This is a genomic window from Enterococcus sp. C102(2024), assembly GCF_040888205.1.
GTDB classification, from domain to species: domain Bacteria; phylum Bacillota; class Bacilli; order Lactobacillales; family Enterococcaceae; genus Enterococcus; species Enterococcus faecalis.
The window spans coordinates 136,143-158,631 of record NZ_JBFOHH010000004.1 but is presented as its reverse complement, the minus strand read 5'-3'; the positions used below and the strand labels follow the sequence as shown (position 1 = coordinate 158,631).

The following is a 22,489-nucleotide window of genomic DNA, read 5'->3' as shown; positions in this document are numbered from 1 at the left end:
TTTTTAATTTCAGCCATCTGTCGTCAGAGAAAGAGCAATCTTCGGTGTACTTCTTCATGGACATATGATAGAATCTAAAAGATTAAAATGTTGGTAGACAAAAGATTAAGGAAGGTGAATCAGGGAACCGATGGAAATAATCGAACGAGCTCCTGCGAAAATTAATCTTGGGTTAGATGTTCTGCATAAACGTGTGGATGGCTATCATGAAGTTGAATCTATTTTTGCAAGTGTAGATTTAGCCGATCATTTAACTTTTGAAAATCTAGAAGAAGACATCATTCGTATTGAAACGGACAGCTCTTTTTTACCCGTGGATCGACGGAATCATGTCTATCAAGCAGTTGACTTATTAAAGCGTACCTATAATATTCATAAAGGAATTAAAATATATATTGAAAAACGTATCCCTGTGGCAGCTGGTTTAGCAGGGGGTAGCAGTGACTGTGCCGCAGCATTACGAGGCTTGAACAAACTGTGGAATCTGGGGTTGACGATGGACGAACTCTGTGAAATTGGCAGCCAAATTGGTATGGATGTTCCTTATTGTTTAAGGGGCGGAACAGCCTTTGCAAACGGACGTGGGGAGAAAATTGAAACATTACCGACCATGCCTCAATGTTGGATTGTGTTAGTAAAACCAAGAATTAGTGTATCCACTAGTACTGTTTTTAATGATTTAGCGGTAGATGAATTGCACCATCCAGATATTGCTGGACTAAGAATAGCTATTGAAAATGGTGATTATACTGGGATGACCCAGACGGTCGGCAATGCGTTGGAAAGTGTCACGATTGCCAGACATCCGATCGTGCAACAAATCAAGGATCGCATGCTGAAGTACGGCGCTGATGCAGCGTTGATGAGCGGCAGTGGACCGACAGTCTTTGCTTTATGTGAAAAGAAAACGCGAGCACAACGGATTTATAATGGACTCAAAGGCTTTTGCGAAGAAGTTTATTTGGTTCGGACATTGAAATAAATAAAAACAACAGAGCGTGGGACAAAAATCACTTTGGGTTTTTTGTCCCACGCTCTGTTGTTTTTTTTAATTTATTCCTTGACGTCCCGTGATCCATTTGGTACATTATTCCTGGCAAATCGTAAATATTACGGTTTATAATAGGTAAATCGAAAAGAGGACAGAACATGACGAAAATCTACCGCCGTTTGATAATCGGCGTTACTTTAGCAATCAGTGCTTTTCTTTTAGCTAGTTGTGGGCAAACCACACAATCGCCAAAAGAGAAGAAAGAGCTCACGGTAATGACTACTTTTTATCCGATGTACGACTTCGCAAAACAAGTCGTTGGTGATGAGGGAGAGGTTGAGCTGTTGATTCCAGCTGGAACGGAACCACACGATTATGAACCAAGCGCAAAAGACTTAGCGAAAATTACTGATGCGGATGTCTTTGTTTATAATAGTAAAGAGCTAGAAACTTGGGTTCCGAATGTTATTGAAAACTTGGATACGAAAAAAGTTTCAATCGTGGAAGCCAGTCAATCCATTCAATTGATGCAAGGAACAGAAGAGGAAGAATCTGGCGAAGAAGGTCATGAAGGCCATAACCATTCCCACGAACTGGATCCGCATGTCTGGTTAGATCCCGTGTTAGCACAAAAAGAAGTGATAGCGATTCGGGATGCGCTTATCAAAAAATATCCTGAGAAAAAAGCCGTATTTGAAAAAAATACCGCTGCTTATTTGGAAAAATTGACTGCGCTAGATAAGGAATACCAAGCTGCGTTTGCAGGCGCTAAAAATCGGACCTTTGTGACGCAACATGCTGCATTTGGCTATTTGGCAAAACAATATGACTTGATCCAAGAACCGATTGCTGGGATTTCTCCAGACCAAGAACCTTCGCCAAGTCGTTTAGCCGAATTAAAAAAATATATTAAAACAAACAATGTTTCTGTGATCTATTTTGAAGCATCGGCTTCTACAAAAGTAGCCAAAACATTGGCAGATGAGACAGGCGTCGAATTAGCCGTATTGAATCCTTTAGAGAGTTTAACTCAAAAAGAACAAGAAGCAGGCGAGAACTATGTGTCTGTCATGAAAGAAAACCTCGCTGCTTTACAAAAAAGCATTCATTAATCTGGCAACAGAAAGGAGCCAACTTATGCATTATATTGAAGTCGAAAATTTAACCTTCTATTATGATGATGAACCTGTTTTAGAAGATGTTTCTTATTATGTTGATCCAGGGGAATTCGTTATTTTAACAGGAGAAAATGGCGCTGCCAAGTCAACGCTGATCAAAAGTACCTTAGGGTTATTAAAACCAACAAGTGGCAAAATTACGGTCGCTAAAAAAAATAGTGCTGGTGAAAAAATCAGCATTGGCTACATTCCACAACAAGTCGCTTCTTTCAATGCGGGCTTTCCTAGTACCGTCATTGAATTAGTACGTTCAGGTCGCTTTCCCAGAAATCGTTGGTTCAAACCATTGACGAAAAAAGATCATCTTCATGTGGAAAAAGCTTTGAAATCAGTGGACATGTGGGAAATGCGCCACAAACGAATTGGCGAGCTTTCTGGAGGGCAAAAGCAACGAATTAGTTTAGCGCGAGTGTTTGCGACCGATCCAGATTTATTTATTTTGGATGAGCCAACAACAGGTATGGATGAACAATCGCGCAACGAATTTTATCAATTGTTGCAACACAGTGCGCATGAACATGGAAAAGCTATTTTGATGATTACGCATGATCATGAAGATATCAAAACCTATGTAGATCGTCAAATTCGTCTTGTCCGCAAAGAAGATTCGAAATGGCGTTGCTTCCATATGAGTGAAGAATCGTATACGTAAATTTTCCAATAAAACGTTATCTGGCTCGATCATAACGAAAGTCAAGGAACGGCTTAAAGAAATGCTGGAAAAATTTAAAAAATAAGCAGGAATTAAAAAATTAATTCGCTTAAACGTCGCTACAATGGTAGTGTTCATTTTAGCGGTAAGGAGTGAATCGTATGGCAGAAATGCTTTCTTATGCATTTATGCAAAAGGCCTTTTTAGCAGCACTGTTTATCTCAGTGATTGCCCCAATGCTCGGCGTCTTTCTAGTTATTCGCCGACAATCTTTAATGGCAGATACCCTTTCACATGTGTCATTAGCCGGTGTGGCACTAGGCTTCTTTTTTAATTGGAATCCTAATTTAATGACCTTAATTGTCGTGATTGTGGCTGCAATCATTCTAGAATATTTACGAATGATTTATAGCACCTATTCAGAAATTTCGATTGCTATTTTAATGTCAGGCGGTTTGGCTTTGGCGTTAGTTTTGATGAATTTAACAGGAGGCAATTCAGCTGCTAGTATTCAATCGTATTTATTTGGTTCCATCGTCACGATTACGTGGGATCAAGTGGTTATGTTGGCAATTTTATTCGTAGTTTTAGTTCTATTGTTTATGTTATTTAAACGCCCAATGTATGTTTTAACATTTGATGAAGATACTGCTCATGTTGATGGGCTACCTATTCATTGGATGTCGATGCTTTTTAATGTAATTACTGGTGTGGCGATTGCTGTGATGATTCCGATCGCGGGAGCCTTGTTAATTTCAGCAATTATGGTCTTACCAGCTGCGATAGGTATGCGAATTGGTAAAGGCTTCAACACGGTGATCATCATCAGTGTGTTTATGGGCTTGATTGGCATGCTAACAGGGCTGACTAGCTCGTATTATTTGGAAACACCACCGAGTGCAAGCATTACCCTAATTTTTATTGGTTTATTCTTATTAGTCAATATTTATCGCCGAGTGGTTGTTATGGTCCAACGAAAACAAAAAATGCAAAGAAACTAAGGAGAAAAACGAAAGTTTTTCTCCTTTATTTCTTTTTTTTAAAAGAAATGGCGAACTATTTTCAGTTATTTGAAAAAAATCCTCGAATTTTTCGGTTAAACCCCTTATAATAAGGAACGATAGAATGAAAAGGAGTGACGAATTTGAAAATTCGGAGAAGTGAACGATTAATCGATATGACCCAATATCTTTTAGATCATCCCCATACATTGGTTTCTTTGACATATTTTGCTGACCGATACCAATCTGCCAAGTCTTCCATTAGTGAAGATTTAGCAATTGTTAAAAAAACATTTAAAGAACGTGGAACAGGTATTTTAGAAACGATTCCAGGCGCTGCAGGCGGTGTCCGCTTTATCCCTGAAATTCCTTATGAGGAAGCGGAGCAGTTGATTATGGATTTATGTGATCGTTTGTCAGAACAAGATCGCTTATTACCTGGGGGCTATGTTTATCTTTCAGATTTACTTGGGGAACCGAATTTATTAAGACAAGTGGGCCGGATTATTGCTTCTAAATATTTAGGCAAACAAATTGATGCGGTAATGACCGTTGCGACCAAAGGAGTACCAATTGCGCAAGCTGTGTCTTATTACTTAAATGTTCCGTTTGTGATTGTTCGTCGCGATTCTAAGATTACTGAAGGTTCAACGGTGAGCGTGAACTATGTATCAGGGTCTTCAGAACGTATCGAAAAAATGGAACTTTCAAAACGCAGCTTAAAACGCGGATCAAAAGTTTTAGTCGTGGATGACTTCATGAAAGGCGGCGGCACCGTCAATGGTATGAAGAGTATGATTGAAGAATTTGAAGCAGAACTTGTGGGCATTACCGTTTTTGCTGAGTCAAAATTCAATGGCCGTCGTGCAATCGATGACTACACTTCGCTATTATATGTGGAAGATGTGGATACACAAACAAAAACGATTAGCGTAGTCCCAGGAAACTATTTCACAGAGAAATAATTTGAAAAAGAACCTGAAAATGGTCCATTCCATTTTCAGGTTCTTTTTTTCTGTTTTATTCCTTTAAAAAAAGATGAGAAAATAAATTGGTCTACCTTTTAAATGCCTTATTTTGTTGAAAAAGACAAAAGAGTAAGATAAACTAGAAAAGGTATAATGAGGACGATTTAGAAGAAAATCAAACAATTTAGTTAATTTGAGGTGGCAAACGTGGAAAATAGATACGCAATTATTTTAGCAGCTGGTAAAGGAACACGCATGAAATCTAAACTTTATAAAGTATTGCATCCAGTTGCTGGTAAACCAATGGTCGAACATATTTTAGATCAAGTAGAACAAACAGAACCAACAGAAATCGTGACGATCGTTGGACACGGGGCGGAAATGATTAAAAGCCATTTAGGCGAACGTAGTCAATATGCCTTACAAGCTGAACAATTGGGAACTGGGCATGCAGTCATGCAAGCACAAGAGTTATTAGGTGGTAAACAAGGAACAACATTAGTTATTACAGGGGATACGCCGTTATTAACTGCAGAAACCTTGAAAAACTTATTCGATTACCATCAAGGTAAGAATGCAAGTGCGACTATTTTAACAGCGCATGCGGAAGACCCAACAGGCTATGGGCGAATTATTCGTGACCATGTGGGCATTGTTGAACGAATCGTGGAACAAAAAGATGCCAGTGAAGAAGAAGCACGTGTTCAAGAAATTAATACAGGAACCTTCTGTTTTGATAATGAATCATTGTTTGAAGCGTTAGCGAAAACAGATACAAACAACACACAAGGGGAATACTATTTAACAGATATCATTGAAATTTTGAAAAAAGAAGGCAAAGCTGTCGCTGCTTATCAAATGGCAGACTTTGACGAAGCAATGGGTGTAAATGATCGTGTCGCTTTATCCACTGCTAATAAAATTATGCATCGTCGTTTAAATGAAATGCATATGCGAAATGGTGTTACATTTATTGATCCAGATACAACGTATATTGATGAAGGCGTGGTAATTGGTTCAGACACAGTCATTGAAGCGGGAGTCACTATCAAAGGAAAAACAGTGATTGGCGAAGATTGCTTGATTGGCGCACATTCAGAAATTGTTGATAGTCACATCGGCAATCAAGTGATTGTTAAACAGTCTGTGATTGAAGAAAGTGTGGTTCGCGAGGGGGCCGATGTGGGTCCGTATGCACATTTACGTCCTAAAGCAGATGTGGGGGTAAACGTACACATTGGTAACTTCGTGGAAGTAAAAAATGCAACAATCGATGAAGGCACAAAAGTGGGCCATTTAACATACGTTGGTGATGCAACATTAGGCAAAGATATTAATGTCGGTTGCGGCGTTGTTTTTGTTAATTATGATGGCAAAAATAAACACCAAACAGTCGTGGGTGATCACGCGTTTATTGGCTCTGCAACGAACATTGTTGCGCCAGTCACGATTGGTGATCATGCGGTGACTGCTGCTGGTTCAACCATCACAGAAGATGTCCCTTCAGAAGATTTGGCGATTGCCCGGGCACGTCAAGTGAATAAAGAAGGCTATGCTAAAAAGTTACCTTATATGAAGGATTAATCTCAAATAAAAAAGAACGCTCTTTTGCTTAAGCAAAAGAGCGTTCTTTTTCCTCCTTAAAGACTAGACCAATTGCTGCTAATATTTGTTTAGAGACGTTCAAGGACTAGACCAATGCTGTTTATTCGGTATTTTTAGTTATTTTTTTCAAAAAAATAGTTTTTGTTCCGCTTTTCCAATATAAAAAGACTTTCTTTTTTATAAAGTTCGTGTTTTGGTCAAAATTACTATTTTTTTCACAAACAAATCCGCTATATTGTCCAAAAATAAAAACAATTTACAGGAAAAACATCTTATTTTAACGGAATTTACTGTTTTTTATTTAACGGATATATTATGATAGGAAAAGAAGAGCAGCGTGATGGGGGAAGGCTCTTTTTGTTGTTTGTTACTTTGACAATTGTTTGTTGCAAATGGGTTGAAACACAAGGAGGAAATTTGTGAAAAAGTTGAGCTTTAAAAAAGTGAAGTGGGGCATGCATTTTTTAATGGCTGTTGCGTTGATAGCGCCAAGCGTTACTAGTACGGCATATGCAGTAGAAACAACGAGTCAACAAAGTTCAGAAGCAGTAACAAGTACCACCGATTCAAGTAGAAAACAAGAACCAATCATCACACAGGAAACAACAGACATCAAGCAAGAAGCACCAAATCAGGCTACGAGTGACAGTGTCAAGCAGTCACAAGAAACCACAGCACCAACAGAGACGACGAATTTAGAAACGTCAACCGCTGAAAAAGAAGAAACGAGCACGCCGCAAAAAATAACAATTTTAGGTACGTCAGATGTTCATGGTCAATTATGGAATTGGTCTTATGAAGATGATAAAGAATTACCAGTTGGTTTGTCCCAAGTAAGTACAGTCGTCAACCAAGTCCGGGCACAAAACCCAGCAGGCACCGTTTTAATTGATAATGGCGACAATATTCAAGGCACTATTTTAACAGATGACTTGTATAATAAAGCGCCTTTAGTGAATGAAAAGACCCATCCAATGATCACCGCCATGAATGTGATGAAGTATGATGCAATGGTTTTGGGGAATCATGAGTTTAATTTTGGTTTACCGTTAATCAAAAAAATTCAACAAGAAGCTACTTTTCCAATCTTGTCTGCGAATACCTACAATAAGGATGGTAGTCGTTTTGTTGAAGGGACTACCACGAAGGAACTTGATCTTAATCAAGATGGGCAGCCAGATTTAAAAGTTGGGATTATCGGCTTAACAATCCCGCACATTCCTTTGTGGGATGGCCCTCGTGTTACTTCGCTTAATTTTTTACCTTTGAAAGAAGAAGCAGAAAAAGCAGTTACTGAGTTGAAAGCTAACGATCAGGCTGACATTATTGTTGCTTCGATTCATGCGGGACAACAAAATAGTGATCCGGCTGCCAGTGCCGACCAAGTAATTGAAAATGTCGCGGGGATTGATGCGTATATTCTGGGTCATGACCACCTTTCTTTTACCAAGCAAGGAGCAGCGCCGAATGGAAAAACTGTACCGGTAGGGGGACCTAAAGATACAGGGACAGAAGTTGTTAAGATTGATCTTTCAGTTGCTAAAAATGCCGATAAGTGGGAAGTGCAAGAAGGTACAGCAACGATTGTACCAACAACGAATGTTCCAGCAGATGAAGCAGTTAAGGCAGCGACAAAAGAATACCATGAAAAAACGCGAGCGTTTATTCAGGAGGAGATCGGCACAGCAACAGCTGATTTTTTACCAAAACAAGAAATTAAAGGAATTCCCGAAGCACAATTACAACCAACAGCGATGATTTCTTTAATTAATAACGTTCAAAAAGAAGTAACAGGCGCACAATTAAGTGCGGCAGCGCTGTTTAAATACGACAGTAAATTACCTGCGGGGAAGATTTCCTATGCCACGATTTTTGATATCTACAAATACCCAAATACCTTAGTGAGTGTTCCCATTAACGGTGAAAACTTACTGAAGTATTTAGAAAAACAAGGGGCGTACTATAACCAAACACAGCCAGATGATTTGACCATTAGTTTTAATCCAAACATTCGTGTATATAACTATGACATGATTTCTGGAGTGGACTACAAGATTGACATTTCAAAACCAGTGGGTGAACGAATTGTAGATGCGAAAATCGACGGCCAACCGTTGGATCCTGCCAAAGAATATACGATTGCTATGAATAATTATCGTTACGGCGGTTTAGCTAGCCAAGGGATTCAAGTAGGGGAACCTATTAAAAATTCTGATCCAGAAACCTTACGAGGAATGATTGTTGATTATATTAAGAAAAAAGGAACGCTTGATCCAGAACAAGAAATCGAACGAAATTGGTCAATTATTGGGACAAATTTTGATGAAAAATGGCGTGCCAAAGCAATCGAATTAGTGAATGACGGCACTCTTCAAATTCCGACTTCTCCTGATGGACGTACACCAAACGCCGCTGCTATTACGAAACAAGACGTCCGTAATGCGGGCTTTGATTTAGATAATGCATATACCATTATGCACACAAATGACGTTCATGGCCGACTAGAAGCAGGGAAAGGCGAATTGGGTATGGCGCGTCTAAAAACCTTTAAAGACCAAGAAAACCCAACCTTGATGGTGGATGCAGGGGATGTTTTCCAAGGATTACCAATCTCCAATTTCTCCAAAGGCGCGGATATGGCCAAAGCAATGAATGAAGTTGGTTATGATGCCATGGCGGTGGGAAATCACGAGTTTGATTTTGGTTTAGAGATTGCACTAGGTTATAAAGATCAACTGAATTTTCCGATTCTATCTAGTAATACGTATTACAAAGATGGCAGTGGACGGGTTTTTGATCCGTATACAATCGTAGAAAAAGCCGGGAAAAAGTTTGCCATTGTAGGTGTGACGACCCCAGAAACAGCAACGAAAACACACCCGAAAAACGTGGAGAAGGTGACATTTAAAGACCCGATTCCAGAAGTAGAAGCAGTGATTAATGAAATTAAAGAGAAGTACGCGGATATTCAAGCTTTCGTGGTTACTGGGCATTTAGGCGTAGATGAAACGACGCCGCATATCTGGCGTGGTGATACGCTAGCAGAAACCCTTAGTCAAACATATCCTGAGTTAGATATCACTGTGATTGATGGACATTCGCATACAGCCGTCGAAAGTGGCAAACGTTATGGCAAAGTGATCTATGCTCAAACAGGTAATTATTTAAATAATGTTGGAATTGTCACAGCACCAGAGAGTGAACCAACTAAGAAAACAGCAAAATTGATTTCAGCAGCAGAGTTGCTAGAATTGCCAGAAAACCCGGCAGTTAAAGCCATCGTTGATGAAGCACGTACGAATTTTAACGCTGAAAATGAAAAAGTAATTGTCGATTATATTCCATTCACATTGGATGGACAACGAGAAAATGTGCGCACACGAGAGACCAACTTAGGGAATTTGATTGGTGATGCGATTATGTCATATGGCCAAGACGCATTTAGTCAACCTGCTGATTTTGCAGTAACTAATGGTGGCGGCATTCGCGCTGATATTAAGCAAGGACCGATTAAAGTTGGGGATGTCATTGCTGTGTTACCTTTTGGCAATAGCATTGCGCAAATTCAAGTAACCGGCGCTCAAGTTAAAGAAATGTTTGAAATGTCTGTTCGTTCGATTCCACAAAAAGATGAGAATGGCACAATTTTACTAGATGATGCTGGCCAACCAAAACTTGGCGCAAATGGTGGTTTCCTACATGTTTCAAGCTCTATTCGTATCCACTATGATTCCACAAAACCAGGTACTCGCTTGGCTAGTGACGAAGGCAATGAAACAGGACAAACGATTGTCGGCAGTCGCGTATTAGGAATAGAAATTAAAAATCGACAAACACAAAAGTTTGAACCGTTAGATGAGAAGAAACAATACCGGATGGCCACCAATGATTTCTTAGCTGCTGGTGGTGATGGTTACGATATGCTAGGTGGTGAACGAGAAGAAGGAATCTCACTAGATGCTGTCTTAATTGAATACTTGAAAAGTGCCACCAGCTTGCGGTTGTATCGTGCAGCAACGACGATTGATTTAGCACAATATAAAGAACCATTCCCAGGCGAACGAATTGTTTCTATTTCGGAAGAAGCATACAAAGAGTTAATCGGTGGAGGAGAGACGCCAACACCAGATCCGAAACCAGATCCAAACCCAGATCCAAACCCAGATCCAAACCCAGATCCAAACCCAGATCCAAACCCAGATCCAAACCCAGATCCAAACCCAGACCCGAAACCAGATCCAACACCAACACCAGAAACACCAGTAGCAACCAATAAACAAAACCAAGCGGGAGCAAGACAGAGCAATCCATCCGTAACAGAGAAGAAAAAGTATGGCGGCTTTTTACCTAAAACAGGTACAGAAACAGAAGCGCTTGCGTTATATGGTTTACTGTTCGTTGGACTTTCTTCTTCTGGCTGGTATATTTATAAACGACGTAACAAAGCTAGTTAGTCATTTTTAAGAACCGTCCTTCGGGATTGGTTCTTTTTTTATTTTAATGCTTGCCATTTGTTTTTAATTTTAGTATTATAAGAATATTCTAAAAATTAAAAAATGAAGAGTTTTTTCTGTGAAGGGAGAAAGGCATGAAAAGTAAACGTATAAAAGGACTTATCGGGTTAAGTTTAACAACGCTGTTAGTTTTAGCTGCTTGTGGTGGTGATGGGGGAGCTGGCGCCGAAAAAGCAAAAGGCGGATCAGAGAAAACCGCCGCTAAACAAGAATTTAAAGTAGTAGTTCAACAAGAAATGCCTTCTGCAGATTTATCTTTAGGAACAGATACAATTAGTTTTACGGCACTGAATAATGCGTATGAAGGAATTTATCGTTTAGATGATAAAAGCAAGCCGCAACCAGCAGGGGCTAAAGAAAAAGTGCAAGTCAGTGATGATGGTTTGACGTACACAGTGAAACTAAGAGAAGAAGCAAAATGGTCCAATGGTGATCCTGTCACAGCTGCCGATTATGTTTTTAGTTGGCAACGTACAGCAGATCCTCAGACTGGCGCTGAGTATGCTTATTTTCTAGAAATGATTGAAAACGGCGCAGATATTGTAGCTGGTAAGAAACCAGTCTCTGAATTAGGCATTAAAGCAAACGGAGATTACGAGCTAGAAATTAAACTGGCAAAACCAACACCATATTTTGATTATTTACTGGCCTTTCCACTATTTTTCCCGCAACATCAAGCAACCGTAGAGAAATATGGCAAAGATTACGCTGCTTCCAGTGAAAAAGCAGTCTATAATGGTCCGTTTGTCTTAGCTAACTTTGAAGGGGCTGGCTCAGATACCAATTGGACTTTGGAAAAAAATGAAAACTATTGGGATAAAGACAATGTCAAATTAGATAAAATCAATTTTGATGTTGTCAAGGAGGCGCCAACTGCCTTGAACTTATTCCAAGATGGCCAGGCAGACGATGTTATTTTAAGTGGCGAATTGGCCCAGCAAATGGCGAAGGATCCAGAATTGGTTATCGAAAAAGAAGCACGAACCAGCTATTTGGAATTTAATCAGCGAGATAAAAATTCACCGTATAATAATGTGAATTTACGCAAAGCAATTTCAGCAGCGATTGATCGCAACGCATTAGTAGATAAAATTTTAGGCGACGGCTCAGTAGTCGCTACCGGCTTAATTCCAGAAGGGATGTCGTATTCGCCGACAGATGACAAAGATTTTGCTGATGAAAATAAAAAAATTGTTGAATATAGCCCAGAAAAAGCAAAAGAATATTGGGCAAAAGCGAAGAAAGAATTGGGCATAACAACACTCAAAATGGATATTGTTGCCGATGATGTCGATTCTACGAAAAAGTTAGCGGAATATATTCAAGGTACGTTAAAGGATACTTTAGAGGGCATTGATGTAACAGTGAGCCCAGTGCCGTTTTCAGTTCGAATTGATCGAGGTAGTCGCGGCGATTTTGAGACAATCTTAGGTGGTTGGGCTGCGGATTACGCAGATCCAAGTAGTTTCTTAGACCTTTTTGTTACTGGTAATAACTATAATCGCGGGCGTTTTTCAAGTAAAGCCTACGATGAGTTGATTGAGGCTTCAGCTACAAGAGATGCTTCAGATCCTGAAAAACGTTGGGAAGACATGGTTAAGGCTGAGAAGTTATTGATTGGTGAAGAGACCGCTTTAGCACCACTTTATCAAAAGGCGACTGCCCATCTACGCAGTAAAGAAGTGAAAGGCGTCGTTGCCCATGGTGCTGGCGCACAATATGATTATAAGTGGACATATGTAACAGAAGAGTAGTTAAAAAGAGACACAGAATAGTCAAATCGACTGTTCTGTGTCTCTTTTAATCAAAATATTTCTGCTGTTCTTCTTTTAATTTTTCTGGGGTCACATCTTCACCAGTAGGATCATAAATAGTGACGCCCATTAATGTTTTATTGAATTGTTCACGAATGGTCCGCAAATATTCTTGTCGCAAATCGACACGAAGAGCTTGTTCTTCAGATGTTAAACCTTGTTCACGCTCTTTTTGTGCAAGCGTATTAATTCTTTTTAAAACCTCTAACATTTCTCATTTCCTTTCTATAATAATTCTTTTGCTAGGCGTTCAAACGATTGAAAGCGCGTTTGTTTGTCATAACCTGGGGTGATTAGCATTGCTTCTGTCAACCCTAGTTCTTCTTGTTGGTGGAAAAACTCCGCAACTTCTTGGCTACTGCCAATGACAAAGCGTTGTTTATTTTGTTCTAAAACCAGTTTGTCCATTTCACTGTAAGGGAAAGCTAGGGCTTCTTCTGGCGATAAAAATTTATTTGGAAGCCCATGTTCGGTGGCAAAGATATAATGCTCAAAACTAGCCGCATGGTATTCTGCTTCTTCTTTCGTGTCGGCGGCGAAAGTGAAATACGCAGCGCTCACTTGCGGCTCTTGTTGTTCAGTTACTGGTCGGAAATGCTTGTAATATGCTGACAATACTTCTTTGGGCAAATGTCCATGAATAAACTGCGCAAAGGAAAAATTAATGCCATATTCACCAGCTGAACGTGCGCTTTCTTTACTAGCACCTAGTAACCAAGGTTGTGGTAATAGAACTTCCCGCGGAACAGCTGAAATTTTAGAATATAAATGATCTTCAGGAAATTCCTCTCTTAAAAAGAGTAAAATTTCAGGTAATTTATCAAATTGGTCTAGCTGCGGTGGCTGACCATTATTTAACGCCAACGTAGTTAAAGGGCTGCCGCCAGGCGAGCGGCCCATGCCTAAATCGATTCGATCAGGATATAAAGCTGCTAACGTTTTAAACGTTTCTGCGACTTTAAATGGCGCATAATGCATGGTCATGATGCCACCCGCGCCAACACGAATTTTGTCGGTGGCACTAGCAATATGTGCAACTAAAATTTCTGGCGTTGCACTGGCAAAGGCATCTGAACCGTGATGTTCGGCATACCAAATTCTTGTGTAGCCAAGTTTTTCCGCTAATTGAGCGAGCTCTTTGGCTTCTTGTAATGTGTCGCTTGCTGATTGATTTTTAGGAACCGTTAATTGATCTAAGATACTTAATTTCATGTATGTAGTCTCCTTTTTGGTTATTTTTTTGAAGCTACCGCTATTATTACGCAAGCATGTCAAAAAAAACAGTACGCACTTTTTAATTCCCTAGTGAGTGAAAAGTAACAAATAGATGTAGCCAAGGTCGATGATAAAAAATTCTCCGCTATGGCTTTTTGATGCTTTGTGTTAAAATGGAACATATGTACGCAATCAGCAATTGGAAAGGTGACAACATGTACGAATATATTATTGGAAAAGTAACGTTTGTTAGCCCATACTATATTGTCGTTGAAACAAATGGCATTGGCTATCAGATTTCAGTCGATAACCCGTATCGCTATTCAGGAAAAATGGATACGGACATTAAACTATATCTTCACCAAGTCGTGCGGGAAGATGCACAACTTTTATTTGGTTTTGGCAGTTTAGAAGAAAAACAATTGTTCTTAAAATTAATCAGTGTCTCTGGAATTGGCCCTAAAAGTGGTTTAGCTATCATGGCTTCTGTGGCTGATCATGGTGGTTTAATCAATGCAATTGAAGGGGAAGATGTTACATATTTAACGAAGTTCCCAGGTGTTGGCAAGAAAACAGCCCAACAAATGATTTTAGATTTAAAAGGAAAACTAGGCGAATTAGAGTCTTCCGAAGCAGCGGTGGCGGCCATGACCGCAACCGAAGCGGTGACAACAAGCAATCAAGCATTGGCAGAAGCGTTAGAAGCATTAAGTGCCCTAGGCTACAGTGACCGAGAGATTAAGCGTATCACTAAGCAATTGGAAGCGTTAGGTGAGACAACGACAGATGTTTATTTGAGCAATGCGTTAAAATTCATGATGAAACGCTAAGGAGGAATAACGATGACAGAAGAAGAACGGTTGCTTTCAGCTGCAAGTCAAGAAGCAGAAGCTTCAATTGAAAAATCGTTACGTCCACAATTTTTAGCACAATATATTGGTCAAGACAAAGTAAAACAAGAACTAACGATTTATATTGAAGCGGCGAAAAATCGGAATGAAGCGTTGGATCATACCCTTCTTTATGGTCCGCCAGGTTTAGGGAAAACGACAATGGCGATGGTCATCGCCAATGAAATGAATGTGAACATTCGTACCACAAGTGGACCAGCCATCGAACGGGCGGGAGATTTAGTCGCTATTTTGAACGAATTAGAGCCTGGTGATGTGTTATTTATCGATGAAATTCATCGTTTGCCGCGAGTTGTGGAAGAAATGCTGTATTCCGCAATGGAAGATTTTTACATTGATATCATGGTTGGTCAAGGAACCACGGCACATCCCGTTCATTTTCCATTACCGCCTTTTACTTTAGTGGGCGCTACCACACGGGCAGGGATGCTTTCAGCACCATTACGAGATCGTTTTGGGATTATTTCTCACATGGAGTATTATCAAGAGCAGGATTTAAAAGAAATCGTTCTCCGTTCCGCGGATATTTTTCAAACGGAGATTTTTGAGGAAGGTGCCTTTGAAATTGCGCGCCGCTCAAGAGGAACCCCCCGAATTGCTAACCGTTTGTTAAAACGTGTCCGTGATTTTGCCCAAGTCCAATCAGATGGCAAAATCGACCGAGCGATTGCAGACAAAGCGTTAACCTTACTGCAAGTGGACCATCAAGGCTTGGACTATGTCGATCAAAAATTGTTGAAAACAATGATTGATTTATACGGCGGCGGTCCGGTTGGTTTAAGTACCTTGTCTGTAAACATCGGTGAAGAAACCGAAACGGTGGAAGATATGTATGAACCCTATCTTATTCAAAAAGGTTTCATTAAACGAACACCGCGAGGACGAATTGCAACGCCATTTGCGTATGCACATTTTGGGTATGATTATTTAGAGGGTCGTAAAAATTAAAAATAAGTCAAAAGAAAGCAAGCCTTAACCGCTTGCTTTCTTTTGTTTCACGTGAAACGTTTGTTCTTATTTAGAAGAGTGGCATATTTCAGCTGTTGTAGTTATACTGTGTTTGTAATCGCTTTTAAATTGGAGGGATCAATGTTGAATAAAGAAATCAAAGGGGCATTAATTGTTTCTTGCCAAGCGTTGGCAGACGAACCGTTGCATAGTTCTTTTATCATGTCCAAGATGGCTTTGGCCGCTAAACAAGGAGGGGCTAAAGGTATTCGAGCAAATTCTGTGGTAGACATTCGAGCAATCCGGAAAGAGGTTGATTTACCAATCATTGGGATTATTAAACGAGATTATCCTGACGCAGAAGTATATATTACCGCAACTATGCGTGAGATAGATGAATTAATGGCTGTTCAGCCAGAAATTATCGCTCTCGATGCAACCCATTCAAAACGACCAAATGGCGAAACGTTAGCCACATTTTTCAAAAGAATAAAAGAAAAGTATCCTAACCAAGAATGGATGGCAGATTGTTCCACGCTGGAAGAGATGATTGAAGCGGCGGAGTTAGGTTTTGATTATATTGGCACAACGTTAGTCGGCTATACGCCGCAAAGTGAAAATCAGCGGATTGAACAAAATGATTTTGAACTGTTAAGAGAAGCAAAGAAGCATTTTACTACACCAATCATTGCAGAAGGAATGATTGATACGCCAGCAAAAGTCCAACGTGTTCTGGAGCTAGGTGCTTATAGCGTGGTGGTGGGATCTGTTATTACACGACCGCAAAAAATTACTGAAAAATTTGTGGAAGCTACGAAAATAAAACAGAATCAAGCATAAACTAAATACACTATCGATACACTCGTTATTTTTTGATCAATACACTTCGATACGGTCGCTTTTTTTCTAGAGAAAGTTGAATCTTTCAATAATAAAAAGGGATACACTCCATTTGGCATAGTCCTTGCTGATAATAAATCAGTGTATAAAGCGCTATCATTTTATAGGAGGGGTTTTATGAAGGGTTTATCAAAAAAGAAACGGGTGTCTACTTGGTTAGCGTTAGGAATCACCGTAGTCAGCTGTTTTGCGTTAAGCGGGGAAGTGCAAGCAAGTGTTGAAAGAACAAAAGTTGATGAATTTGCAAATGTTTTAGATGTGAGTGCATCACCAACCGAACGGACGAATGGCGTATACGATACCAATTATTTTAATAATTTTTCTGATTTAGGTGCATGGCATGGCTACTATTTACCTGAAAAAAGCAATAAAGAGCTACTGGGTGGTTTTGCGGGGCCATTGATTATTGCGGAAGAATATCCAGTAAACTTGGCGGCAAGTTTAAACAAATTAACGGTCAAAAATAAAAAAACGGGAGAAACCTATGATTTAAGCCAAAGCAACCGCATGGACCTGTCTTATTATCCTGGGCGCCTAGAGCAAACCTATGAATTAGACGATCTAACGATTCATTTAGCTTTAATTTTTGTCAGCAATCGAACGGCGCTTATCCAAACGACACTTGAAAACACTGGTGAAGAGCCCTTGTCACTTGAAGCAAGCTGGACAGGTGCGGTCTTTGACAAAATTCAAGAGGGAACGGAAACCTTAGATATTGGCACTCGTTTAACTGCTAAAGACAATGACATTCAAGTGAATTTTGGCGAAGTCAGAGAAACGTGGAATTATTTTGCTACGAAAGACACAAAATATACGATTCATCATGCGGATAAAGTTTCAACAAAAATTGATAATCGGAATTATACAGCAACCGCTGAACCAATTGAATTGAAGCCTAAACAAACGTACAACACCTATACGACAGAAAGCTATACTTTTACAAAAGAAGAAGAGGCAAAGGAACAACAACAAGCACCCGAATACACCAAAAATGCGGCGCGCTATTTCAAAGAGAATAAGCAAAGATGGCAAGGATATCTAGATAAAACGTTTGATCAAAAGAAAACAGCAGAATTTCCTGAATATCAAAATGCGCTAGTCAAATCGATTGAAACGATTAATACCAATTGGCGAAGTGCGGCAGGTGCCTTTAAGCATGACGGGATTGTTCCGTCCATGTCTTATAAATGGTTTATTGGTATGTGGGCTTGGGATTCGTGGAAAGCGGATGTAGCAACGGCTGATTTTAATCCTGAGTTAGCTAAAAATAATATGCGGGCCTTGTTTGATTATCAAATTCAAAAAGATGATACCGTACGTCCACAAGATGCAGGAGCGATCATTGATGCTGTCTTTTACAATCAAGACAGTGCGCGTGGTGGTGAAGGTGGCAACTGGAATGAACGAAATTCTAAACCACCATTGGCTGCATGGGCAGTTTGGCATATTTATCAAGAAACCAAAGATAAGGAATTTTTAAAAGAAATGTATCCCAAACTTGTGGCTTATCATAATTGGTGGTATACCAACAGAGACCACAATAAAAATGGGATAGCAGAATATGGAAGCATGGTCAGTGATGCTCACTGGCAAAAAGACGACAAGGATCAAATCATTAAAGATAAAAATGGCCAACCTAAAGTGGATGATGATGCTGTTATTGAAGCAGCCGCGTGGGAAAGTGGCATGGATAACGCTACACGGTTTGACAAAGAAGGTGTGGGCAAAGGCGACGTGGGAGTTAAAGTTTTTGAAAACAAAAATAAAGGAAAAGTAGTGGGGTATTCGATTAATCAAGAATCAGTGGATTTGAATGCGTATCTCTACGCTGAAAAGGGCTATTTAGCTTCGATAGCAGAAGAACTAGGCAAAAAAGAGGACTATAAGAACTATCAAAAAGAAGCGAAGAAACTAAAAAAATATATTCAAGAAAATATGTTTGATGAAAAAACAGGCTTCTTCTATGACTTACAAATAAATGAAGACGGCTCGAAAACAAAATTGTTAGTCAATCGTGGCAAAGGAACAGAAGGCTGGTTGCCGCTCTGGGCAAAAGTAGCGACCAAAGAACAGGCGGCGGCAGTTAAGAAAAACATGATGAATCAAGAAATGTTCAATACCTTTATGCCATTCCCAACGGCATCCAAAGACAATGAAAAATTTGCTGCAACGAAATATTGGCGGGGACCAGTTTGGCTTGATCAAGCCTTGTTTGGTGTAGAAGCTCTTCAAAACTATGACTATACAAAAGAAGCAAAAGAAATGACACAAAAACTCTTCTTACATGCCGAAGGATTGATGGGAGAAGGACCTATTCATGAAAATTATGATCCACTAACAGGGAAGGGCCTAAGTACGAAAAACTTTAGTTGGTCAGCGGCAGCATACTATTTACTGTATAAAAACACCTTATTAAGTAATAATCCCACAACGCAAACCGCTTTTGAAATAAAATAGAAAAACAGCTCTTGAGAAAATATCTCTCAAGAGCTATTTTTTTCTTCACTTGCTACAATCTGTTTCCCTCTGATTTAATTAAATGTAATTTATTTGTTTAAATAAATATATTTCAAATAATTAAATAAAATATCTAAAAATAAACGATATGTACTTTTATTAAAAATGTTATTTAATAAAAATGAAATAGATATTAAATGGAATTGATTGTACAATGGTTAGTGAAGAGTGGGTTTAACGGAACCGAGTAATAAGAAATAAACTAATATTGAAACCAAACATTGCGACACCTCCTGCTCTAAGTTATGTTGAATTTCATTATAAGACAGATATCTTAGTTTCTTCAAGAACGAATTAGAAAAGTTTTTTTTAATTTGTTGACGTCTAACAATTATAATGTGCAAAAAAAATAATTCAAACAAATATATTATTTGATTATTTGGTAATATTAAAGTTCGTAAAAATAATTTTTTATAAAATGTTATATTTTAGTTAATAAAAAAATAATACTTAATATTAACTTATTAATAGAAAGGAGCATATTATGGATGTGTTAGAGGCATTAAAGTATTTTAGAAAAAAGAAAAAAATTGCTCAGAAAGATGTTTTACCAAAAAAAGGGAAACAAACCTATCGAAGAATCGAAATTGGTGAAGCCAAGCTAAGTTACGAGGATTTAATGACAGCATTACAGTCACTGGGGATTACCTTTAATGAATTTTTTCATATGGTCTCTGAAACAAGAAGTACGGCTTCATCTAAAATTATGCATCAAATTGAATGTTGTCAAATGGGAGTGAACAATACAAGTGAAAAAAAGAACCTGATTCATTACTTTTATCAATTAGAGCGCAATCCCCACAAAAACGCAGTAGAGATGTCTATTTATACAGATATTAAGCTAACTTTCAGTAATGATTGGGAGGAAATTCCAGAATTTGATGAAACTGATCGAATGGCAATTCTCGCACTTATCTCTAGCAAAAGCTACTATACATATTACGATTATCAAATGGTGACTAATACAGGGGCGTTATTTTCTGAAAACGAAGTCCTTCAGATTCTTGAGCAGATGTTTCCTGTCAAAGATGCTGAATTACGTGATACCCAAACATTAAATGTCGCCTATGGTTTTTACCTAAATATCATTACAGCGCAACTTTATAAGAAAAATTATGCGAAAGCCCGGGAGTATTTAGCGCTAATGAGTGTTACCACGATTCCTGCCGAAATCTACTATATTCATTTTAACTTACGTTATTTAAAAAATCTTACGTATTATCTGTACACTGGCAAAATGAGATATTATAAAGAAGTAATCACCGTTATTGATATGATTGAAAGTTTTGGGGATGCACGTTTGGCGGAAGGCATGAAAAAAGAAATGCTTCAGCTGACGGCTGGCCGGACATTTAATTTAGATTATGGACAATTTCCTGTGAATATTGTCACTGAAAAATAAAAAGCAACCCCCGCAAGGTCAAACTTGCGGGGGTGCTGATGTTAAACAATAATGTTATCTCTAATCATATCTAAATCTTTAATCAAAATTTTGCGGTTACGTAGTTCAATTGCCCCTAACTCTTTTAGTTGCTGCATCATCCGGTTAACGCTACTAGCAGAAGTTATCCCACAAAAATGCGCAATTTCTTCATTGGTCACCACGAAATCAATTAAAATACCTTCCTCTGTTTCTACGCCAAATGAATCGTACATTTCATAGATTTGTGTACAAACGGCCCCAAATTTGCCATTCATCAACATTTGCTGCATCTTTTTCATGGAATGCATTAAACGGTCCCGATAGTATTCTTTGACATACATTTGCAAGTCTTTACTATTATTGATATCCCGCCAAAATTGAACACGGTCGATTTGGTAAAGTTCTGCTTGTGGAGATTCGATGCGAATATTAAAAGGTGCATCAATAAATTCTGAATATTCATCACGTAGCAATGAAACAATTTCCAAATTGTTGATATAACGTAAATTAAATTCACGACCGTCTTTGGAAATAACGCTAGTTTTGATGATGCCACTTTTTAAAATATAGGCATAACGATCTTGCAGTCCTTCATAAGTTAAATAATTTTTCTTCTTTTTTACAACGACTCGAAAGGAATGTTCATCTAAGTAGTCTTGTAAAACATTTCTCATTGGCGGTAACTCCTCAATTATCTCTAAATATTTTTGTTTTTGCCTGTTGGGCTTCTTTCTTATTTAAGCGAATTGGACATCATATGTCAATAACAAATGTTGATAAAAAAGGTCAATTAAACGCTATTTTGAAAAATAAAATCAGCTTTTAGATAATTTTGCCAAAAATTTCGCTTAATGAGTATTAAAAATATTTTTTTTATTTTATGTGCTCAAATATTTTTCAAAAAGAAAAAATTGTATTAAGGTAATAGTAGAAAGGGAGGAGATTTAATGACAGAACCAAACTTAAAAGACCCAAGAAAGTTATTTTATAGTGATGGATTTCCGCAACAAGATCAAGAAACTCCCGCATTACAGGACAAAATGGTCCCTAAACCAGATTGTGGGGAAGACAGCTATGTCGGAAATCACAAATTAGAAAATCGTCGGGTATTAATTACAGGCGGTGATTCTGGGATTGGACGAGCGGCGGCGATTGCTTTTGCTCGCGAAGGCGCAGATATCGCCTTACATTTTTTCCCAGGTGAAGAAAAAGACGCCGAAGAAGTGGCGCACTATATACGAGAAGCTGGCCGAAAAGTTGTTCTTTTGCCAGCAGATTTAAGAGATAAACAGGCACCTGAAAAATTGGTTGCACAAGCTCATGAAGCATTAGGCGGCTTGGATACCCTCGTTTTAAATGCAGCCCAACAAATTTCCTGTGCCGCTATTGAAGAATTGCCAATGGAACAAGTGATAGACACTTTCCATGTCAATATTATTGCGATGTTTGGCATTGTCAAAGCAGCAGTGCCTCACTTGCCTGCCGGAAGTAGTATTGTGACAACGACTTCCGTCCAAGCCTTTAATCCCAGTGAGCATTTGTTGGATTATGCAGCAACGAAGGCATCAATTGCCAACTTTACCGTTGGTTTAGCAAAACAACTGGCACCAAAAGGCATTCGGGTAAATGGCGTGGCTCCAGGACCAATCTGGACACCGTTACAGTTAGATCATGGACAACCAATTGAAGAGTTGCCAGAATTTGGGCAACATTCTTTACTGGAACGTGCGGGTCAGCCTGCTGAATTAGCCCCTGTTTATGTTTTCTTGGCGTCCAATGATGCAAGTTATGTTACGGCTCAAGTTTATGGCGTAACTGGTGGAGAAGCAATTAATCTTTAGGAGGGATGTTC

The 22,489-nt window shown here is 38.9% G+C and carries 17 protein-coding genes; 14 read left to right on the top strand and 3 right to left on the bottom strand.

From position 1 onward, the window contains the following. Positions 1 to 130: 130 nt before the first annotated feature. The 8 genes from ispE (at position 131) to AB3I34_RS09795 (ending at position 12,663) form a co-directional block, all read left to right on the top strand. The gene (ispE, locus tag AB3I34_RS09830) at positions 131 to 982 is read left to right on the top strand and encodes a 4-(cytidine 5'-diphospho)-2-C-methyl-D-erythritol kinase (RefSeq protein ID WP_002379846.1); all 852 of its coding nucleotides are present in this window, start codon (positions 131 to 133) and stop codon (positions 980 to 982) included. Positions 983 to 1,149: 167 nt separating this feature from the next. Then, positions 1,150 to 2,103 (top strand): metal ABC transporter substrate-binding protein, encoded by a 954-nt coding sequence (locus AB3I34_RS09825; RefSeq protein WP_010711871.1) that lies wholly within the window; start codon positions 1,150 to 1,152, stop codon positions 2,101 to 2,103. 25 nt (positions 2,104 to 2,128) lie between these two features. Continuing rightward, the gene (locus tag AB3I34_RS09820) at positions 2,129 to 2,821 is read left to right on the top strand and encodes a metal ABC transporter ATP-binding protein (RefSeq protein WP_002356064.1); all 693 of its coding nucleotides are present in this window, start codon (positions 2,129 to 2,131) and stop codon (positions 2,819 to 2,821) included. A 161-nt stretch (positions 2,822 to 2,982) separates the two neighbouring features. Beyond that, the gene (locus tag AB3I34_RS09815) at positions 2,983 to 3,822 is read left to right on the top strand and encodes a metal ABC transporter permease (protein WP_002383493.1); all 840 of its coding nucleotides are present in this window, start codon (positions 2,983 to 2,985) and stop codon (positions 3,820 to 3,822) included. 143 nt (positions 3,823 to 3,965) lie between these two features. Continuing rightward, positions 3,966 to 4,787 (top strand): pur operon repressor, encoded by an 822-nt coding sequence (purR, locus tag AB3I34_RS09810; RefSeq protein WP_002381336.1) that lies wholly within the window; start codon positions 3,966 to 3,968, stop codon positions 4,785 to 4,787. A gap of 201 nt (positions 4,788 to 4,988) precedes the next feature. Further along, the gene (glmU, locus tag AB3I34_RS09805; protein WP_025189267.1) at positions 4,989 to 6,374 is read left to right on the top strand and encodes a bifunctional UDP-N-acetylglucosamine diphosphorylase/glucosamine-1-phosphate N-acetyltransferase GlmU; all 1,386 of its coding nucleotides are present in this window, start codon (positions 4,989 to 4,991) and stop codon (positions 6,372 to 6,374) included. A gap of 440 nt (positions 6,375 to 6,814) precedes the next feature. Next, positions 6,815 to 10,849 carry a 5'-nucleotidase C-terminal domain-containing protein gene (locus tag AB3I34_RS09800; RefSeq protein ID WP_262231398.1) on the top strand — a complete coding sequence of 1,345 codons (4,035 nt, stop codon included), beginning with the start codon at positions 6,815 to 6,817 and terminating at the stop codon, positions 10,847 to 10,849. Positions 10,850 to 10,983: 134 nt separating this feature from the next. Next, a complete protein-coding gene (locus tag AB3I34_RS09795) occupies positions 10,984 to 12,663 on the top strand; it encodes a peptide ABC transporter substrate-binding protein (protein ID WP_002361487.1) in 1,680 nt (559 codons plus the stop codon). A gap of 46 nt (positions 12,664 to 12,709) precedes the next feature. On the opposite strand, the gene AB3I34_RS09790 is transcribed toward AB3I34_RS09795, so the two are convergent. Together AB3I34_RS09790 and AB3I34_RS09785 are read right to left on the bottom strand one after the other, a co-directional pair. Then, the gene (locus AB3I34_RS09790; protein WP_002356070.1) at positions 12,710 to 12,934 is read right to left on the bottom strand and encodes a DUF896 domain-containing protein; all 225 of its coding nucleotides are present in this window, start codon (positions 12,932 to 12,934) and stop codon (positions 12,710 to 12,712) included. A gap of 14 nt (positions 12,935 to 12,948) precedes the next feature. Beyond that, positions 12,949 to 13,935, bottom strand: a complete 987-nt coding sequence (locus AB3I34_RS09785) for an LLM class flavin-dependent oxidoreductase (protein ID WP_002376325.1) — start codon at positions 13,933 to 13,935, stop codon at positions 12,949 to 12,951. 218 nt (positions 13,936 to 14,153) lie between these two features. Here AB3I34_RS09785 and ruvA point away from each other — a divergent pair, with 218 nt between their 5' ends. The 5 genes from ruvA to AB3I34_RS09760 all read left to right on the top strand — a co-directional run bounded on the left by ruvA (position 14,154) and on the right by AB3I34_RS09760 (position 20,616). After that, positions 14,154 to 14,768, top strand: a complete 615-nt coding sequence (gene ruvA, locus AB3I34_RS09780) for a Holliday junction branch migration protein RuvA (RefSeq protein ID WP_002359241.1) — start codon at positions 14,154 to 14,156, stop codon at positions 14,766 to 14,768. 12 nt (positions 14,769 to 14,780) lie between these two features. Beyond that, positions 14,781 to 15,797 carry a Holliday junction branch migration DNA helicase RuvB gene (gene ruvB, locus AB3I34_RS09775; protein WP_002381340.1) on the top strand — a complete coding sequence of 339 codons (1,017 nt, stop codon included), beginning with the start codon at positions 14,781 to 14,783 and terminating at the stop codon, positions 15,795 to 15,797. Between the two features lie 141 nt (positions 15,798 to 15,938). After that, a complete protein-coding gene (locus AB3I34_RS09770; protein ID WP_002364575.1) occupies positions 15,939 to 16,637 on the top strand; it encodes an N-acetylmannosamine-6-phosphate 2-epimerase in 699 nt (232 codons plus the stop codon). Between the two features lie 177 nt (positions 16,638 to 16,814). Continuing rightward, positions 16,815 to 19,154, top strand: coding sequence for an alpha-glucosidase (gene ygjK / locus AB3I34_RS09765; RefSeq protein WP_002386404.1), 2,340 nt, complete (start codon positions 16,815 to 16,817; stop codon positions 19,152 to 19,154). Between the two features lie 544 nt (positions 19,155 to 19,698). Beyond that, a complete protein-coding gene (locus tag AB3I34_RS09760) occupies positions 19,699 to 20,616 on the top strand; it encodes a helix-turn-helix transcriptional regulator (protein ID WP_002376329.1) in 918 nt (305 codons plus the stop codon). A 41-nt stretch (positions 20,617 to 20,657) separates the two neighbouring features. On the opposite strand, the gene AB3I34_RS09755 is transcribed toward AB3I34_RS09760, so the two are convergent. Continuing rightward, positions 20,658 to 21,311, bottom strand: coding sequence for a Crp/Fnr family transcriptional regulator (locus AB3I34_RS09755; protein ID WP_002356081.1), 654 nt, complete (start codon positions 21,309 to 21,311; stop codon positions 20,658 to 20,660). Between the two features lie 273 nt (positions 21,312 to 21,584). Here AB3I34_RS09755 and AB3I34_RS09750 point away from each other — a divergent pair, with 273 nt between their 5' ends. Next, positions 21,585 to 22,478, top strand: coding sequence for an SDR family oxidoreductase (locus AB3I34_RS09750; RefSeq protein WP_002356084.1), 894 nt, complete (start codon positions 21,585 to 21,587; stop codon positions 22,476 to 22,478). Positions 22,479 to 22,489 lie beyond the last annotated feature (11 nt).

Bases quoted from the DNA above. Each gene is read 5' to 3' on its own strand.
- ispE (WP_002379846.1), top strand. From the start codon at position 131: ATGGAAATAATCGAACGAGCTCCTGCGAAAATTAATCTTGGGTTAGAT.
- AB3I34_RS09825 (WP_010711871.1), top strand. From the start codon at position 1,150: ATGACGAAAATCTACCGCCGTTTGATAATCGGCGTTACTTTAGCAATC.
- AB3I34_RS09820 (WP_002356064.1), top strand. From the start codon at position 2,129: ATGCATTATATTGAAGTCGAAAATTTAACCTTCTATTATGATGATGAA.
- AB3I34_RS09815 (WP_002383493.1), top strand. From the start codon at position 2,983: ATGGCAGAAATGCTTTCTTATGCATTTATGCAAAAGGCCTTTTTAGCA.
- AB3I34_RS09795 (WP_002361487.1), top strand. From the start codon at position 10,984: ATGAAAAGTAAACGTATAAAAGGACTTATCGGGTTAAGTTTAACAACG.
- AB3I34_RS09790 (WP_002356070.1), bottom strand. From the start codon at position 12,934: ATGTTAGAGGTTTTAAAAAGAATTAATACGCTTGCACAAAAAGAGCGT.
- AB3I34_RS09785 (WP_002376325.1), bottom strand. From the start codon at position 13,935: ATGAAATTAAGTATCTTAGATCAATTAACGGTTCCTAAAAATCAATCA.
- ruvA (WP_002359241.1), top strand. From the start codon at position 14,154: ATGTACGAATATATTATTGGAAAAGTAACGTTTGTTAGCCCATACTAT.
- ruvB (WP_002381340.1), top strand. From the start codon at position 14,781: ATGACAGAAGAAGAACGGTTGCTTTCAGCTGCAAGTCAAGAAGCAGAA.
- AB3I34_RS09770 (WP_002364575.1), top strand. From the start codon at position 15,939: ATGTTGAATAAAGAAATCAAAGGGGCATTAATTGTTTCTTGCCAAGCG.
- ygjK (WP_002386404.1), top strand. From the start codon at position 16,815: ATGAAGGGTTTATCAAAAAAGAAACGGGTGTCTACTTGGTTAGCGTTA.
- AB3I34_RS09760 (WP_002376329.1), top strand. From the start codon at position 19,699: ATGGATGTGTTAGAGGCATTAAAGTATTTTAGAAAAAAGAAAAAAATT.
- AB3I34_RS09755 (WP_002356081.1), bottom strand. From the start codon at position 21,311: ATGAGAAATGTTTTACAAGACTACTTAGATGAACATTCCTTTCGAGTC.
- AB3I34_RS09750 (WP_002356084.1), top strand. From the start codon at position 21,585: ATGACAGAACCAAACTTAAAAGACCCAAGAAAGTTATTTTATAGTGAT.